Below are 15,476 nucleotides of genomic sequence, written 5' to 3'. Positions count from 1 at the left end.
CAACAGACTCGGTCATGGCACAGGTCACATGCGGAACACGCCGAAGCGCGTCTGCTGCGGGGGAGCGTTGAGGCTGGCCGACAGGGCCAGGGCCAGTACCCGGCGGGTATCGACCGGATCGATCACGCCGTCGTCCCACAGGCGCGCACTGGCGTAGTACGGGTGGCCCTGCTGCTCGAACTGGTCGCGGATCGGTGCCTTGAACGCATCCTCTTCCTCGCCCGGCCACTGCCCGCCCTTGGCTTCGATGCCATCACGCTTGACCGTGGCCAGCACGCTGGCGGCCTGTTCGCCGCCCATCACGCCGATGCGTGCGTTCGGCCACATCCACAGGAAATTGGGCGAGTACGCACGGCCGCACATGCCGTAGTTGCCGGCACCGAACGAACCACCGATCACCACGGTGAACTTGGGTACCTTGGCGCAGGCCACCGCCATCACCAGCTTGGCCCCGTCCTTGGCGATGCCACCCTGTTCGTATTTGCGGCCGACCATGAAGCCGGTGATGTTCTGCAGGAACACCAGCGGAATGTTGCGCTGGGTGCACAGCTCGATGAAGTGCGCGCCCTTCAGCGCGGACTCGGAGAACAGGATGCCGTTGTTGGCGAKGATSSCGATCGGRTAGCCGTGCAGRTGGGCGAAGCCGGTGACCAGCGTTGCGCCATAGCGCGGCTTGAACTCGTCAAAGCGCGAGCCGTCGACCAGTCGCGCGATCACTTCGCGCACGTCGTAGGGCTTGCGCGTATCAGCCGGGATCACCCCGTACAGTTCGTGCGCCGGCAGCAGCGGTTCTTCCACCGGCTGCAGCGCCATCGCCGCTTCGGGCTTGCGCCAGTTGAGCTGGGCGATGATCGCGCGCACCCGTGCCAACGCCTGCAGGTCGTTGTCGGCCATGTGGTCGGCCACACCGGAAATGCGCGTGTGCACGTCGGCACCGCCCAGTTCTTCGGCCGTCACCACTTCACCGGTGGCCGCCTTCACCAGCGGCGGGCCGCCGAGGAAGATGGTGCCCTGCTCGCGCACGATCACCGTCTCGTCGCTCATCGCCGGCACGTAGGCGCCACCGGCGGTGCAGCTGCCCATCACGCAGGCGATCTGCGGGATGCCCTGCGCGGAGAGATTGGCCTGGTTGTAGAAGATGCGGCCGAAATGGTCGCGGTCCGGGAACACCTCGTCCTGCAGCGGCAGGAAGGCGCCACCGGAATCGACCAGGTAGATGCACGGCAGGTGGTTCTGCTCGGCGATCTCCTGCGCGCGCAGGTGYTTCTTCACYGTCAYCGGGTAATAGGTGCCGCCCTTGACCGTGGCATCGTTGGCCACGATCACGCACTCCACGCCGCTCACCCGGCCAATGCCTGCGACCACGCCGGCGGCGGGCACGGCATCGTCATACATGCCGTGCGCGGCCAGCGGTGCGATCTCCAGGAACGCGCTGCCCGGGTCGAGCAGCGCATCGATGCGGTCACGCACCAGCAGCTTGCCGCGTGCGGTGTGCTTGGCGCGCGCCGCCTCGCTTCCACCCAGGGCGGTGCGGGCGAGGGTGGCGTGCAGGTCGTCGACTACGGCCTGCATCGCCGCGCGGTTGCTTTCAAACGTTTCGCTGCCCGGTTGCAGCTGGCTGCCTAGGATGCTCATGGGGTGCCTTACAGGGTGCGCTGGAACAGTTCGCGGCCGATCAGCATGCGGCGGATCTCCGAGGTGCCGGCGCCGATTTCATACAGCTTGGCGTCGCGCCACAAGCGCCCGGTCGGGTATTCATTGATGTAGCCGTTGCCGCCGAGGATCTGGATCGCCTGGCCGGTCAGCCACGTGGCCTTCTCGGCGGCGTACAGGATCGCGCCGGCCGCATCCTGGCGGGTGGTACGGCCCTGGTCGCAGGCGCGCGCCACGGCATACACATAGGCGCGGCAGGCACCCAGGCCTACGTACATGTCGGCGATCTTGGCCTGGATCAGCTGGAAGCTGSCGATCGGCTCACCGAACTGGTGGCGTTCGTGCACGTACGGCATCACCACGTCCATGGCTGCAGCCATCAGGCCCAGCGGGCCGCCGGACAGCACCACGCGCTCATAGTCCAGGCCGGACATCAGCACGCGCACGCCGCCGCCGACCGCGCCCAGCACGTTTTCTTCGGGAATCTCGCAGTCCTGGAACACCAGTTCGCAGGTGGGCGAGGAGCGCATGCCCAGCTTGTCCAGCTTCTGCGCGGTGGAGAAACCCTTCATGCCCTTCTCGACCAGGAACGCGGTGATGCCCTTGGCACCGGCTTCGACATCGGTCTTGGCGTACACCACCAGCACGTCGGCGTCGGGGCCGTTGGTGATCCACATCTTGTTGCCGTTGAGCACGTAGCGGTCGCCGCGCTTGTCCGCGCGCAGCTTCATCGACACCACGTCCGAACCCGCACCCGGTTCGCTCATCGCCAGCGCGCCGACCTTGGCGCCGCTGCACAGGTCCGGCAGGAAGCGCTGCTTCTGCGCTTCGGTGCCGTTCTTGCGCAGCTGGTTCACGCACAGGTTCGAGTGCGCGCCGTAGGACAGGGCGATGCCGCCGGAGGCGCGGGAGATTTCTTCCATCGCCACCACGTGGGCCAGGTAGCCCATGCCGGTGCCGCCGTATTCTTCTTCCACGGTCAGGCCCAGCAGGCCCTGTTCGCCCAACTTGGGCCATAGTGCCAACGGGAACTGGTTGGTTGCATCGGCCTCGGCCGCGAGCGGCGCGATCTCGGCAGCGGCAAAATGGGCCACGCTCTGGCGCAGCAGGTCGATATCTTCGCCGAGGTCGAAGTTCAGGGATGGCACGTGCATTGCGATGGCTCCACGAGGGAAGGTGGGGAATGGACGCACCCGGAAGGGGAAGCGGGCGGCTGTTCACAGCAGCGGCCCGCGCGGGCGATTGGACCCCAGCGTAGCGGGGTTCGGGTAAGAAGTGAATACAAATTCAAAAATTGAAACCAGACTCAGAACATGGCCTACAAACGCTCAGCATTGATGGAAGAACGCCTGGCCGGGGCCCGTGAACGGATCCTGCTGGCCACCCGCGAACTGGTCGCCACCGGCGGCTGGCGCAACGCGCCGGTAACCGCCGTGGCCACCCAGGCCGGGGTCTCCACCGGCCTGATCTACCGCCACTTCCCGTCCAAGGCCGAGCTGTTCGTGGAAGTGCTCAACGCTGCCGTGGCCCATGAGGTGGCGATCATGGAGCGCATCGCCAGTGCGCCGCAGCCGGCCAGCGTGCGCCTGCGCCAGGCCATCACCGCCTTCGTGCGCCGTGCCCTGGCCGGCCCGGGCCTGGCCCATGCCTTCATCGTCGAACCGGTGGACCCGGACGTGGAAGCCGAGCGCATGCGCGGCCGCCGTGCCTTCGGTGACGTGTTCCTGCGCCTGGTGGAAGAGGGCGTGGCGGCCGGTGAACTGCCGGCACAGGACGCGCACGCTGCCGCCGCCTGCCTGGTGGGTGCCTTCACCGAAGCGATGGTGGGCCCGACCGCACCCAGCCGCGAAGCGCACCGCGACGAGGACGCACTGGTCGAGGCCATCTGCAGTTTCTGCCTGCGGGCTGTTGGCGCAGGGTGATGCCGCCGTTGCGCGTGCCGGGCGGCTTCTGCCGCGCTTCGCGATCGCCGGGCGCGGCCCGGCGCCACCCGCACGCGGCCACGGCCGCATGCTGCGCCGCACCAGCCGTGATGCCTGTTGTCGTGCGTGGCGTGCGTTCTATACTCGGCCCATCACGCAGTCGCTCAGCCGTGGTCCAACGACTATCAGCCAGGGGTAACGAAGAGTGCGGAATTACGATCTGGAGTTCCTGAAACGCTTCTCCATGGTGATCGCGCTGTTGATGGCCATCACCCTCGGTCTGATCCTGCTGGCCGCGTTCATCCACACCCGGATTCCGCCCGAGGTGTCGCCCACCGCCGCCAAACGCACTGAACAGCGCATCTCGCCCACTGGCGCGGTATACGCCGGCAGCACCGGCGCCGCCGCGCAGGCCGCGGCCAAGGCCGCCGCGCTGGCCAAGGCCGCTTCGCAGGTGGCCTACGGCGGCACCAAGGATGGCAAGGTGATCTTCGACAACCTGTGCACCGCCTGCCATACCACCGGGGTGGGCATGGCGCCGACGCTGGACCACTCGCACTGGGACAAGCGCCTGGCGCAGGGCAAGGACACCCTCTACAAGCACGCCATCGAGGGCTACACCGGCCCCGACGGCGGCATCATGCCGCCCAAGGGCGGCAACCCGGCGCTCACCGAGGAGCAGATCCACGCCACCGTGGACTGGATGCTGGGCAATCTGAAGTAGCGGACGCCGCCGCGTCCGCTGGTAGTGCCGGCCGCTTCGTCCGCAGGTCATGAGGTTGCCGGCCAGCGGCCGGCACTACCCGGCTTTGCCCACCAAGGCCGGAACCCCGCTGCGCAGGCGGGGTTTCGCATTTCGGGGTTAGTCTGTGCGCCTTTTCCGTGGAGTCGTCTGTCGATGCGTCGCCGTTCCCTCGCCCTTGCCCTGTCCCTGCTGATGCCGGCATCCGCTTTCGCCCAGGCCCAGCCACAGGTTGCGCCGACCTCGGCGCCTGCGCCACGCAGCCCAGCTACCGTCACCCTGGCCGCCGCGCCGGCCGACTGGCGTGCACTGGATGGGCAGCACGTGCGCATCGCCGCGCCGCTCACCCTGGCCGGCACCGATGGCCTGGAACGCTTCGGCCAGCTCACCGTCGCCTTCGATGGCCGCCTGTGGCAGCCGACCGAAGTGGCCGCGCCCGGCAGTGCCGGGATCGAACAGGTGATGGCCGACAACCAGCGCCGCCGCCTGCTGCTGGACGATGGCAGCGATGTGCGTGATCCGGCCAGCGTCGCCTACCTGCCGGGCAACCCGGTGCTGCGTACCGGCATGCAGCTGCGCAACGTGGAAGGCACCGTGCGCGTGGACGCGCAGGGCCGGCCCAGCCTGCAGGTGGATGGTGTACTGAAGCTGCCGGACCTGCAGCGCCCGGCCGTGCCGAGCGTGCCCGGCCGCCTGCACATCGCTGCGTTCAACCTGGAGAATTTCTTCAATGGTGACGGCAAGGGCGGTGGGTTCCCGACCCTGCGCGGCGCGCGCACGCTGGACGAGCACAAGGCGCAGGTCGGCAAGCTGGTCGCCACCGTCAACGCGCTGGGCGCCGACATCGCCGCGCTGATGGAACTGGAGAACGACGGTTACGGCCCGCAGTCGGCCATCGCCGAACTGGTGGATGCGCTCAATGCCGGCCTCGCCGCAGACAAACAGTGGGCGTTCGTCGATGCCGGCCAAGGCCCCGGCAGCAATCCGATCCGCGTCGGCATCATCTACCGCAAGAGCGAATTCAAGCCGCTCGGCACGCCGCTGACCAAGCTCGACGGCCCATTCGTCGAACACAGCCGTGCGCCGCTGGCACAGGCCTTCCAGGGCAAGGGTGCGCCGTTCATGGTGGTTGCCAACCACTTCAAGTCCAAGGGCTGCCGCGATGCCAGCGGCGCCGACGCCGACCGCAATGACGGGCAGGGCTGCTGGAACGCCACCCGCGTGGAATCGGCCCGGCAGCTCAACTCCTGGGTGCAGGCCGAAGCCGCGCGCCTGAAGGTGAAGGACGTGGTGCTGATGGGCGATTTCAATGCCTACGCCATGGAAGATCCGATCCGCACCCTGCACGACCTCGGTTGGCAGGATGCCTTCAAGGTGGCCAAGGTCGAACAGCCCTACAGCTACGTCTACAACGGCTACACCGGCCGCCTCGATCATGCGCTGCTCAGCCCGACCATGGCCAAGCGCCTCGCCGGCGCCGCCGAGTGGCACAGCAATGCCGACGAGCAGGACGCCAGCGGTTACCAGGGCCGCAACGTGCAGGGCCCGTGGCGCAGCTCCGACCACGACCCGCTGCTGCTGGGCTTCGATCGCTGAGTGGGTGCCCGGCCGGCCCTGTGCGGACCGGCCGGACGGCCTGCTGCTCATCGCCAGTAGTAGCGCTCGATGCGGAAGGTTGCACGGCAGCCGTTGTCGACCCAGATCGTGCCGCGGTCCACGCCCCAGTCGCGTCCCTGCAGGCAGGAGGCATGTGACTCGCGGTTGATCAGGTGCACGCTGTCCTTCTGTGAGACCTGTACATGGCAATGCGCGCGACGCTGGTCGCGGCTGCTGCAGCTCACCACTTCCGAGCTTGAATCGCCGCGATGGGTTTGTACGGGGGGCGGATAGGCGGGATAGCGCGGATAGGCCGGTTCATGTGATGGATAGCCGATCCCGCCGCTGAAATCGGGATAGCCTCCGATGCTGCTGCAACCGGTCAGGGTTGCGGCCAGCAGCATGAGAGCGCACACGTGTTTCATCACATTCTCTCCAGATGCAGGTCCGGTCGAGTCTAGGCAGCGGGATGCCCATCACGACGGAGCTGCACTGTGAGCGGCGTCAACGTATCAATCGAAATGCGCAGCAGGATCGGAATCTTCTGCACCGGCTATCGGCAACGGCGCGAACTGTGCGCATCAACCCAGCGCGATCAGGGTGATCGCGACTACCGCCAGCGCCAGTCCGAGGCGGTTCCACCGGCTCATAGGCTCGCCGAAGGCGAATACGCCAACCAGCGCACCCAGCACCACCACGCCGATGTTCATGCCGGCGAACACGGTGGCCGGGCTGTCCGGCATCGACTGGTGCGCATGCACATAGAAAAGAATGTTGCCGCCGTTGAGCAGTCCCAGCAGTGCACCCGCACCCAGGTTGCGCCAGGCCAGGCGGCTGCGCCCACTGAAATGCCGCCACAACTGCAGCGCCAGCATCAGCACGAAGGCCACGCTGAAACTGGCCAGCACCGCCGCCATCGACGGCGTGCCCGACAGCGCCACCTGCTTGAGCAGTACGTCGACCACCGCGAACCCGGCCCACACACCCAGCAGCCAGCCCCAGCCGCCGGCGGAAGCGGCCACTGCCGGGCCGCGCGGACGCAGGCTGATGGCCACCATCGCCAGCAGGCCCAGGCCCAGCCCCACCAGCTTCCACGTGCTGGCGCTCTGGCCAAAGAACAGGAACGCCGCCGCCAGCGACAGCAGCAGCGACAACCGCTGCGCCACATCACTGCGGACGATGCCGGCCACCGCCACCGCGCGGCCCAGCACCAGGAAGATCGAGGGCAGCACCACCGCCAGCGCCAGCAATGACAGCCACGGCGCATGCGGTCCGCGCAGTGCCTCCAGTGGCGGCTGCAGCACCACCGCCGTCATCGTCGCGGCCACCAGGTAGTTCCAGGTCACCATCTGCGCAACGTCCAGCTGGCGACGGCCAGCCAGCTTCAACAACACCGAAACCAGCACACTGCAGATCACGGCCAGGGACAGGTAGAGCATGGGGCGGGCACAGGGCAGCGGCGGGGGACGCTATCATGGTGCCATGCACACGCCCTCGTTCCCCGTCGCCCCCGGCGAAACCGCCTGCATTGCACTGGAGGGCCCGGTTGGCCCGCTGGAAGTGCTCGTCGACCTGCCCAAGGCCGATGTGCCGGTGCAGCCGATCGTGGCCATCATCTGCCATCCGCTGTCCACCGAAGGCGGCACCCTGCACAACAAGGTGGTCACCATGACCGCCACCACCCTGCGCGAGCTGGGCATTGCCACGGTGCGCTTCAACTTCCGCAGCGTCGGCGGCTCTGCCGGTGAATTCGACCATGGCGTGGGCGAGCAGGAGGACCTCAAGGCCGTCACCGCCTGGGTCCGCCAGCAGCGCCCGGACGACCGCCTGTGGCTGGCCGGTTTCAGCTTCGGCGCATTCGTTTCGCTGAAGGCTGCCGCCGAGCTGCAGCCCGAAGCGCTGATCTCGATCGCGCCGCCGGCGGGCCGTTGGGACTTCGATGGCATCGCGCCGCCGGCCCGCTGGCTGGTGATCCAGGGCGAGCAGGATGAAATCGTCGACCCGCAGGCCGTGTACCAGTGGCTGGACACCCTCGATGCCCCGCATGAACTGGTGCGCATGCCCGAAACCAGCCACTTCTTCCACCGCAAGCTGATCGACCTGCGCGGCGCGCTCACCCACGGCGTCAAGCATTGGCTGGGCACGGCGGCATGAGCGAGGCGGAACTGACCCCGACGCAGCGCTACGCGGCCGGGGTGGAACGCGGCGATTGGCAGAACGACCCGGCCCAGCATGCGGCCCTGGCCGAGCTGGACCGGATCCATCTGGCCCTGGTGGACAGCGCCGAGGACGGCTGGCTGGACCGCCTGTCCTCGTTCTGGAAGAAGCCCGAGCCGGTCAAGGGCCTGTACTTCTGGGGCGGCGTCGGCCGCGGCAAGACCTTCCTGGTCGACCTGTTCTACGACGGCCTGCCGATCAAGCAGAAGTACCGCACCCACTTCCATCGGTTCATGCGCAGCGTGCATGAGCGCCTGCGCGAGCACCAGGGCCAGAGCGATCCGCTGGCGAAGATCGCCCAGGAATGGCGCAGCAACCTGCGCGTGCTGGTGCTGGACGAATTCTTCGTCACCGACATCGGCGATGCCATGCTGCTGGCGCGCCTGCTGGAGCGGATGTTCGCCGAGGGCGTGACCCTGGTCACCACCTCCAACACGGCGGTGGAAAACCTGTACCTCAACGGCCTGCAGCGCGAGAGCTTCATGCCGGCCATCGGCTTGCTGCAGCGCTACTGCGTGGAGCTGTACGCCGAAGGCACCGAGGACTACCGCATGCGCGCGCTGACCCGTTCGCCGGTGTACCGCGCGCCGCTGGCCGCCGACAGTGACACCTGGCTGTCCACGCGCTGGGGCGAGTTGAGCGGTGGCCAGCCGGCCAAGGCGGGCAACATCGAAATCGAGAGCCGCAAGATTCCGGTGCGCGCGCGCGGCAAGAGCATTGCCTGGTTCGACTTCGCCGCCCTGTGCGAAGGCCCGCGCGGGCCGTCGGACTACATCGAGATCGCGCACGAGTTCAACACCGTGCTGCTGGGGGGCATTCCGGCCTTCGATCGCCTGAACGAGGATGCCGCGCGCCGCTTCGTCAACCTGATCGACGAACTGTACGACCGCCACGTCAACCTGGTCTGCACCGCCAGCACCTCGCCGGTCGAGCTGTACACCGGTACCCGGCTGCAGGGCGCGTTCGAGCGTACGGCCTCGCGCCTGATCGAAATGCAGAGCGCCGAGTACCTGGGTACCCCGCACCGGGCGTGACAACCGGGGYGGATGCCGGCCGCTGGCCGGCATCCGCCTGGTGCTTCCGCAGGTCATGGGCTGCCGGCCAGCGGTCGGCACTACCTGATGCTGCCCCGTCCACCGGCTGCCCACTGTCTGCCCACCACCTATCCACAGACTTGTCCCTCGCCYGCGTGGTCCTGTCATGTGAAGCTGTCATCGTTCCGCTGGTGGGGCGCTGATTGCCACCGCGATGACGTGTTTCGGGCTTGACTGCGCAGCCCGTTCCAGCAGGTCCAAAGCGTCCAAACCGGGCGCCGATGGCACGATCCTTGCGGCGCAAGGGATTGCCGAATTTCACTACATTTGGCGTTGACGGACCCAACTACCCCCACTATCTTGTGGCTGTCGGTTGTGGGGACCCCAAGCCGCCGGGTCCATGGAATGGATCGCCGGACCCTCCGGTGATACGCCCTCCATGCCCGCAGCGGCACCGGTCAGCACTGCCAGCGGCAGCCACAGGCGCAGGGTCTCAATTCCTGCGACACCGGTCTGCCACCCTGGGCTGTCATGTCCCGGGCCGCGTCACCCGATGCTCCGAGCCACCATCCATCACGCCAAGAGGACACACGCCGTGACCACCGAGACCAGCGCCACCATCGAGAAGGAAAGCGAATTCCTGTTGACGTCGCCGCCGACGTCCAACGCGATGAGTGTGACCAAGCGCAATGGCACGACCGAGCTGGTGGATCTGAACAAGATCGTCCGCGCGGTGCAGCGTTCCTCCGAGGGCCTGCACGCCGTCGATCCGATGCGCGTGGCCACCCGCACCATTTCCGGCCTGTACAACGGCGCCACCACCCAGGAGCTGGACGAACTGTCCATCCGCACCGCGGCGCTGCTGATCGGCGAAGAACCCGAATACGGCCGCCTGGCCGCGCGCCTGCTGGCCAACTTCATCGCCAAGGAAGTGTCCAACCAGGAAATCCACGCGTTCTCGCAGTCGGTGGGTCGTGGCCACGAAGTGGGCCTGATCAACGACCGCCTGCTGAACTTCGTGCAGACCAACGCACGCAAGCTCAACGATGCCATCGACATCTCGCTGGACCTGAACTTCGATTACTTCGGCCTGCGTACCCTGTACGACCGCTACCTGCTGCGCCACCCGCACACCCGCAAGGTGATCGAGACCCCGCAGCAGTTCTTCCTGCGCATCGCCAGCGCGCTGAGCGAGGATGTGCCGGAAACCCTGGCGCTGTACAAGCGCATGGGCAACCTGGACTACCTKCCGTCCAGCCCGACCCTGTTCAACTCCGGCACCACCCACGAGCAGCTGTCCTCGTGCTTCCTGCTGGACTCGCCGCAGGATTCGCTGGAATCTATCTACTCCAAGTACGGCGACATCGCCCAGCTGTCGAAGTTCTCCGGCGGCATCGGCGTCAGCTACACCCGCGTGCGTTCGCGTGGCTCGCTCATCAAGTCGACCAACGGCCATTCCAACGGCATCGTGCCGTGGCTGAAGACCATGGATTCGTCGGTGGCTGCGGTGAACCAGGGTGGCAAGCGCAAGGGCGCGGCCTGTGTGTACCTGGAAACCTGGCACGCCGACATCGAGGACTTCCTCGAGCTGCGTGACAACACCGGCGACGAATCGCGCCGTGCGCACAACCTGAACCTGGCCAACTGGATCCCGGACCTGTTCATGAAGCGTGTCGAGTCTGACCAGGAATGGTCGCTGTTCGATCCGCGCGTGGTGCCCGAGTTCACCGACCTGTTCGGCGAAGCCTTCGAGGCCGCCTACCTGCAGGCCGAAGCACAGGGCAAGGCCAACCGCACCATCTCCGCACGCAAGCTGTACTCGCGGATGATGCGCACCCTGGCCGAGACCGGCAACGGCTGGATGACCTTCAAGGACAAGTGCAACCGCGCCAGCAACCAGACCCTGCGCGCCGGCAACGTGATCCACCTGTCCAACCTGTGCACCGAGATCCTGGAAGTCACCTCGGCTGAAGAAACCGCGGTGTGCAACCTGGGTTCGATCAACCTGGGCAACCACTTCGACGGCAACGGCGAGTTCGATTTCGACAAGCTGGCCGACACCGTGCGCCTGGCCGTGCGCCAGCTGGACCGCGTGATCGACCTGAACTTCTACCCGATCGAATCGGCGCGCCGCGGCAACCTGCGCTGGCGCCCGGTCGGCCTGGGCTGCATGGGCCTGCAGGACGTGTTCTTCCGCAAGCGCCTGCCGTTCGATGGCGCCGAAGCCCGCGCGCTGTCGAAGAAGATTGCCGAGACCATCTACTTCCACGCGCTGGAAACCTCGGTCGAACTGGCCCAGGAACGCGGCAAGCACCCGTCCTTCGCCGACACCCGTGCGGCCAGCGGCGAGCTGCAGTTCGACGCCTGGAACGTGGTGCCGGAAGATGCCGCGCGCTGGGATGCCCTGCGTGAACGCATCAAGGAACACGGCCTGCGCAACTCGCTGATGATCGCGATCGCCCCGACCGCCACCATCGCCTCCATCGCCGGCTGCTACGAGTGCGTGGAACCGCAGGTGTCCAATCTGTTCAAGCGCGAGACCCTGTCCGGTGACTTCCTGCAGGTGAACCGCTATCTGGTGAACGAGCTGAAGAAGCTGGGCCACTGGACCCCGGAAATGCGCGATGCAATCAAGCTGGCCGACGGTTCGATCCAGGCCATCACCCAGATTCCGGAAACGCTGCGCCACGTCTACCGCACCGCATGGGAACTGCCGATGCGTTCGCTGATCGACATGGCCGCCGACCGTGGTGCCTTCATCGACCAGTCCGCCTCGCTCAACCTGTTCATGGAAAGCCCGAGCATCGGCGCGATGTCCTCCATGTACATGTACGCCTGGAAGCAGGGCATCAAGACCACCTACTACCTGCGTTCGCGTCCGGCCACCAAGATCGCCAAGACCACTGTCAGCCACACGGCCAGCGCTGCGCCGGAAAAGGTGTTCAGCCCGGAGGAGGCCATCGCCTGCTCGCTGGAGAACCCGGAAGCCTGCGAAGCCTGCCAGTAACACCGCGCGGTGGATTAACGCGCGGTGGGTGCCGACCGTTGGTCGGCACTGCTGCCCGACTACGGAAATACCAAGGTAGCGCCGGGCCATGCCCGGCGTTATGACCCGAGAAGACAAGGAAACACCCATGGCCGACAAGCCCAAGCAGATGCTGCTCGATCCCGGTTTTGAACTGACCCTGCGCCCGATGCGCTACCCGCAGTTCTATGACATGTACCGGAATGCGATCAAGAACACCTGGACGGTGGAAGAGATCAACTTCCAGATCGACATCAGCGACCTGCACAGCAAGATGTCGCCGGGCGAGCGCCACCTGATCCACCGCCTGGTCGCCTTCTTCGCCACCGGCGATTCGATCGTGTCCAACAACCTGGTGCTGAACCTGTACCAGCACTTGAACGCGCCCGAAGCGCGCATGTACCTGTCGCGCCAGCTGTATGAAGAAGCGCTGCACGTGCAGTTCTACCTGACCCTGCTGGACAACTATCTGCCGGATCCGGACGAGCGCGTCAAAGCCTTCGCCGCGGTGGAGAACATCGACTCGATCAAGAAGAAGGCCGATTTCTGCTTCAAGTGGATCGATTCGATCCAGGACCTGAAGCGCATCGAGACCCGCGAAGAGCGCCGCCAGTTCCTGCTCAACCAGATCTGCTTCGCGGCGTGCATCGAAGGCCTGTTCTTCTTCGCCGCCTTCGCCTACGTGTACTACTTCCGTTCGCGCGGCCTGCTCAACGGCCTGGCTTCGGGCACCAACTGGGTGTTCCGCGACGAAAGCGCGCACATGGAGTTCGCCTTCGAGTGCGTGGACGTGATCCGCGAGGAAGAGCCGGACCTGTTTGACGACAAGATGAAGCAGGATGTCTATGACATGCTGGCCGAGGCCATCGAGTGCGAAGTGCAGTTCGCCGAGGACGTGCTGTCCGGTGGCGTGGCAGGCATCTCCACCCGTGACATGCGCCAGTACCTGCAGCACTGCGCCGACAACCATTTCCATCGCCTGGGCATGGAGCGCAAGTACAACGTGCGCAACCCGCTGAGCTTCATGGAACTGCAGGACGTGCAGGAACTGACCAACTTCTTCGAACGCCGCGCCTCGGCCTACCAGGTGGGCGTGAAGGGCGAAGTTGCCTTCGACATGAACTTCTGATCGATCCAATCAGGTCTGTCGCGAAAACCCCGGCCAACGCCGGGGTTTTTCGTTTTTACGGTAGCGCCGGGCCACGCCTGGCGAGCGCGCAGCGCGGAAGGTTATTCATGGTGCCGTGCGCATTCCGCCGGGCATGGCCTACCGCTACCGCCGCCCATCCACCGCCATGCGCACGGCCAGGCCGGCCAGCACCGTGCCCATGAACCACCGTTGCACCGCCTGCCARRTGGGGCGSGCRGMCAGKAAGCCGGCGATGCTGCCKGCCATTATCGCGATCACCGCGTTCACGCTCACGCTGACCAGCAGCTGGGTGGAGCCCAGCACCAGCGACTGCATCAGCACGCTGCCCTCGCTGTCCGGGTGCAGGAACTGCGGCAGCAGGGACAGGTACATCACCGCGACCTTGGGGTTCAGCACGTTGGTCAGGAAACCCATCGCGAACAGCTTGCGTGGGCCGTCCACCGGCAGGTCACGCACCGCAAACGGCGAGCGGCCGCCGGGCTTCAGCGCCTGCCACGCCAGGTACAGCAGGTACAGCGCGCCGCCGATGCGCAGCGCGTCGTAGGCGAACGGCACGGTCATCAGCAGCGCGGTGATGCCCAGCGCCGCGCACAGCATGTAGAACACGAAGCCCAGCGCCACCCCGCCCAGCGAGATCAGCCCGGCCATGCGGCCCTGGCAGATCGAGCGCGAGATCACGTAGATCATGTTCGGCCCGGGCGTCAGCACCATGGCCAGCGAGACAAGGGCGAAGGCCAGCAGGTCGGACGTGGCGGGCATGGTGGGTTCACGCAGTGGGGGGTGCCGAAGTGTAGCGCCGCCTGCACACCACCTGCCTTAAAATCCGTCTCACCCCACACCCGAACCGCCCCCATGACCCCCATCCCCGAGACCGTGCCGCCGACCGAAGTGCGCATGGCCGAAATCGTCTTTCCCAACCACACCAACCACATGGGCACCCTGTTCGGTGGCCAGGCCCTGGCATGGATGGACAAGGCCGCCTTCCTCGCCGCCGCCCGCTATTCGCGCCGCACCGTGGTGACCGCGCGCAGCGACCAGGTCGATTTCAAGCTGCCGATCCGCATCGGCCAGATGGTGGAAACGATCGGCCGCATCGTCGAGGTCGGCCGCAGCTCGATGAAGGTCGAGGTGGAGCTGATCGCCGAGGACCTGCACAGCGGCGAGCGCAAGCTGTGCACCCGTGGCCACTTCGTGATGATCGCCCTGGGCGACGATGGCCACCCGGTGACCGTGCCGCAGCTGCCCGGCGCGCCGGCGGCCTGAGCCGATGCTTGCGGGGGCGCCGGTGCGCCCCCATCTGGCTGCCATGACCCCGCCGCTCACCGACTTCATCGACCGCGCCCAGCGCCTGTTCGTGCTGACCGGCGCCGGCTGCAGCACCGCCTCGGGCATCCCCGATTACCGCGATGCCGATGGCCAGTGGAAGCGCACGCCGCCGGTGACCTACCAGGCCTTCATGGGCGAGTCCGCCACCCGCCAACGCTACTGGGCGCGCAGCCTGCTGGGCTGGCCGCGCTTCGGCCAGGCCCGGCCCAACGGCACCCACCAGGCGCTGGCCGCACTGGAGGACAGCGGCAAGCTGCAGGTGCTGCTGACCCAGAACGTGGATGGCCTGCACCAGCGCGCGGGCAGCCAGAACGTGATCGACCTGCATGGCCGCCTGGACCTGGTGCGCTGCATGGGCTGCGAACGCCGCAGCGAGCGTGAGGCGTTCCARCAGCGGCTGCTGCAGGCCAACCCCGGCTGGGAATTGCTGCAGGCCGGTATCGCGCCCGACGGTGACGCCGATCTGGAAACCGACTTCTCCGCATTTGCGGTGCCCGACTGCCCGCACTGCGGTGGCCTGCTGAAGCCGGACGTAGTGTTCTTCGGCGAAAACGTGCCGCGTGAACGCGTGGCTGCGGTGCATGAGCACCTGCAGCAGGCGGATGCAGTACTGGTGGTGGGTTCCTCGCTGATGGTCTATTCCGGCTTCCGCTTCGTGCAGGCCGCGGCCAAGGCGGGTCTGCCGGTGGCCGCGCTGAACCGTGGCCGCACCCGTGCCGACGACCTGCTGCAGTTCAAGGACGAGCGCGACTGCGCCGAGGCGCTGGCCGGGTTCGTCATCGGGTAGCGCCGGGCCATGCCCGGCGGAAAC

Annotated in this window: 14 protein-coding genes; 9 read left to right on the top strand and 5 right to left on the bottom strand. The window is 66.7% G+C overall.

Annotated features, from left to right (window positions below):
* Window positions 1-24 precede the first annotated feature (24 nt).
* Together AC1DJN_RS08405 and AC1DJN_RS08400 are read right to left on the bottom strand one after the other, a co-directional pair.
* Window positions 25-1,635, bottom strand: coding sequence for a carboxyl transferase domain-containing protein (locus AC1DJN_RS08405; RefSeq protein WP_478039073.1), 1,611 nt, complete (start codon window positions 1,633-1,635; stop codon window positions 25-27).
* An 8-nt stretch (window positions 1,636-1,643) separates the two neighbouring features.
* Window positions 1,644-2,807 (bottom strand): isovaleryl-CoA dehydrogenase, encoded by a 1,164-nt coding sequence (locus AC1DJN_RS08400; RefSeq protein ID WP_478039072.1) that lies wholly within the window; start codon window positions 2,805-2,807, stop codon window positions 1,644-1,646.
* A 159-nt stretch (window positions 2,808-2,966) separates the two neighbouring features.
* Here AC1DJN_RS08400 and AC1DJN_RS08395 point away from each other — a divergent pair, with 159 nt between their 5' ends.
* The 3 genes from AC1DJN_RS08395 to AC1DJN_RS08385 all read left to right on the top strand — a co-directional run bounded on the left by AC1DJN_RS08395 (window position 2,967) and on the right by AC1DJN_RS08385 (window position 5,913).
* Window positions 2,967-3,575: a TetR/AcrR family transcriptional regulator gene (locus AC1DJN_RS08395; RefSeq protein ID WP_025875794.1), complete on the top strand. Its 609-nt coding sequence runs from the start codon at window positions 2,967-2,969 to the stop codon at window positions 3,573-3,575.
* A gap of 205 nt (window positions 3,576-3,780) precedes the next feature.
* On the top strand, window positions 3,781-4,299 hold the full coding sequence (locus AC1DJN_RS08390; protein WP_025875793.1) for a c-type cytochrome: 519 nt from the start codon (window positions 3,781-3,783) through the stop codon (window positions 4,297-4,299).
* Between the two features lie 174 nt (window positions 4,300-4,473).
* Entirely contained in the window at window positions 4,474-5,913 is a 1,440-nt protein-coding gene (locus tag AC1DJN_RS08385) for an ExeM/NucH family extracellular endonuclease (RefSeq protein ID WP_478013559.1), read from the top strand.
* Window positions 5,914-5,960: 47 nt separating this feature from the next.
* Here the strand turns inward: AC1DJN_RS08385 and AC1DJN_RS08380 are convergent, their stop codons facing one another.
* On the bottom strand, window positions 5,961-6,317 hold the full coding sequence (locus AC1DJN_RS08380) for a DUF3011 domain-containing protein (RefSeq protein ID WP_051501705.1): 357 nt from the start codon (window positions 6,315-6,317) through the stop codon (window positions 5,961-5,963).
* Between the two features lie 177 nt (window positions 6,318-6,494).
* Entirely contained in the window at window positions 6,495-7,352 is an 858-nt protein-coding gene (locus AC1DJN_RS08375; protein WP_313116515.1) for an EamA family transporter, read from the bottom strand.
* Between the two features lie 43 nt (window positions 7,353-7,395).
* Here AC1DJN_RS08375 and AC1DJN_RS08370 point away from each other — a divergent pair, with 43 nt between their 5' ends.
* The 4 genes from AC1DJN_RS08370 (at window position 7,396) to AC1DJN_RS08355 (ending at window position 13,318) form a co-directional block, all read left to right on the top strand.
* On the top strand, window positions 7,396-8,067 hold the full coding sequence (locus AC1DJN_RS08370) for an alpha/beta hydrolase (protein WP_025875785.1): 672 nt from the start codon (window positions 7,396-7,398) through the stop codon (window positions 8,065-8,067).
* The gene (gene zapE, locus AC1DJN_RS08365) at window positions 8,064-9,164 is read left to right on the top strand and encodes a cell division protein ZapE (protein WP_442251485.1); all 1,101 of its coding nucleotides are present in this window, start codon (window positions 8,064-8,066) and stop codon (window positions 9,162-9,164) included. The genes AC1DJN_RS08370 and zapE overlap by 4 nt, the downstream gene beginning before the upstream one ends.
* A 595-nt stretch (window positions 9,165-9,759) precedes the next feature.
* Window positions 9,760-12,171 (top strand): ribonucleoside-diphosphate reductase subunit alpha, encoded by a 2,412-nt coding sequence (locus AC1DJN_RS08360; protein WP_099786250.1) that lies wholly within the window; start codon window positions 9,760-9,762, stop codon window positions 12,169-12,171.
* Window positions 12,172-12,298: 127 nt separating this feature from the next.
* Window positions 12,299-13,318 (top strand): ribonucleotide-diphosphate reductase subunit beta, encoded by a 1,020-nt coding sequence (locus AC1DJN_RS08355; protein ID WP_025875781.1) that lies wholly within the window; start codon window positions 12,299-12,301, stop codon window positions 13,316-13,318.
* A 144-nt stretch (window positions 13,319-13,462) separates the two neighbouring features.
* Here the strand turns inward: AC1DJN_RS08355 and AC1DJN_RS08350 are convergent, their stop codons facing one another.
* On the bottom strand, window positions 13,463-14,098 hold the full coding sequence (locus AC1DJN_RS08350) for a LysE family translocator (RefSeq protein ID WP_478039071.1): 636 nt from the start codon (window positions 14,096-14,098) through the stop codon (window positions 13,463-13,465).
* 93 nt (window positions 14,099-14,191) lie between these two features.
* Here AC1DJN_RS08350 and AC1DJN_RS08345 point away from each other — a divergent pair, with 93 nt between their 5' ends.
* Both AC1DJN_RS08345 and AC1DJN_RS08340 read left to right on the top strand, forming a co-directional pair.
* Window positions 14,192-14,602, top strand: coding sequence for an acyl-CoA thioesterase (locus AC1DJN_RS08345; RefSeq protein ID WP_025875773.1), 411 nt, complete (start codon window positions 14,192-14,194; stop codon window positions 14,600-14,602).
* 43 nt (window positions 14,603-14,645) lie between these two features.
* Window positions 14,646-15,452, top strand: a complete 807-nt coding sequence (locus AC1DJN_RS08340) for an NAD-dependent protein deacetylase (RefSeq protein ID WP_442251483.1) — start codon at window positions 14,646-14,648, stop codon at window positions 15,450-15,452.
* Window positions 15,453-15,476 lie beyond the last annotated feature (24 nt).

This window comes from Stenotrophomonas sp. 05L414_2 (assembly GCF_056397905.1).
The sequence above is the reverse complement of the archived record's forward strand: the minus strand, read 5'-3'. Positions and strand labels throughout refer to the sequence as shown.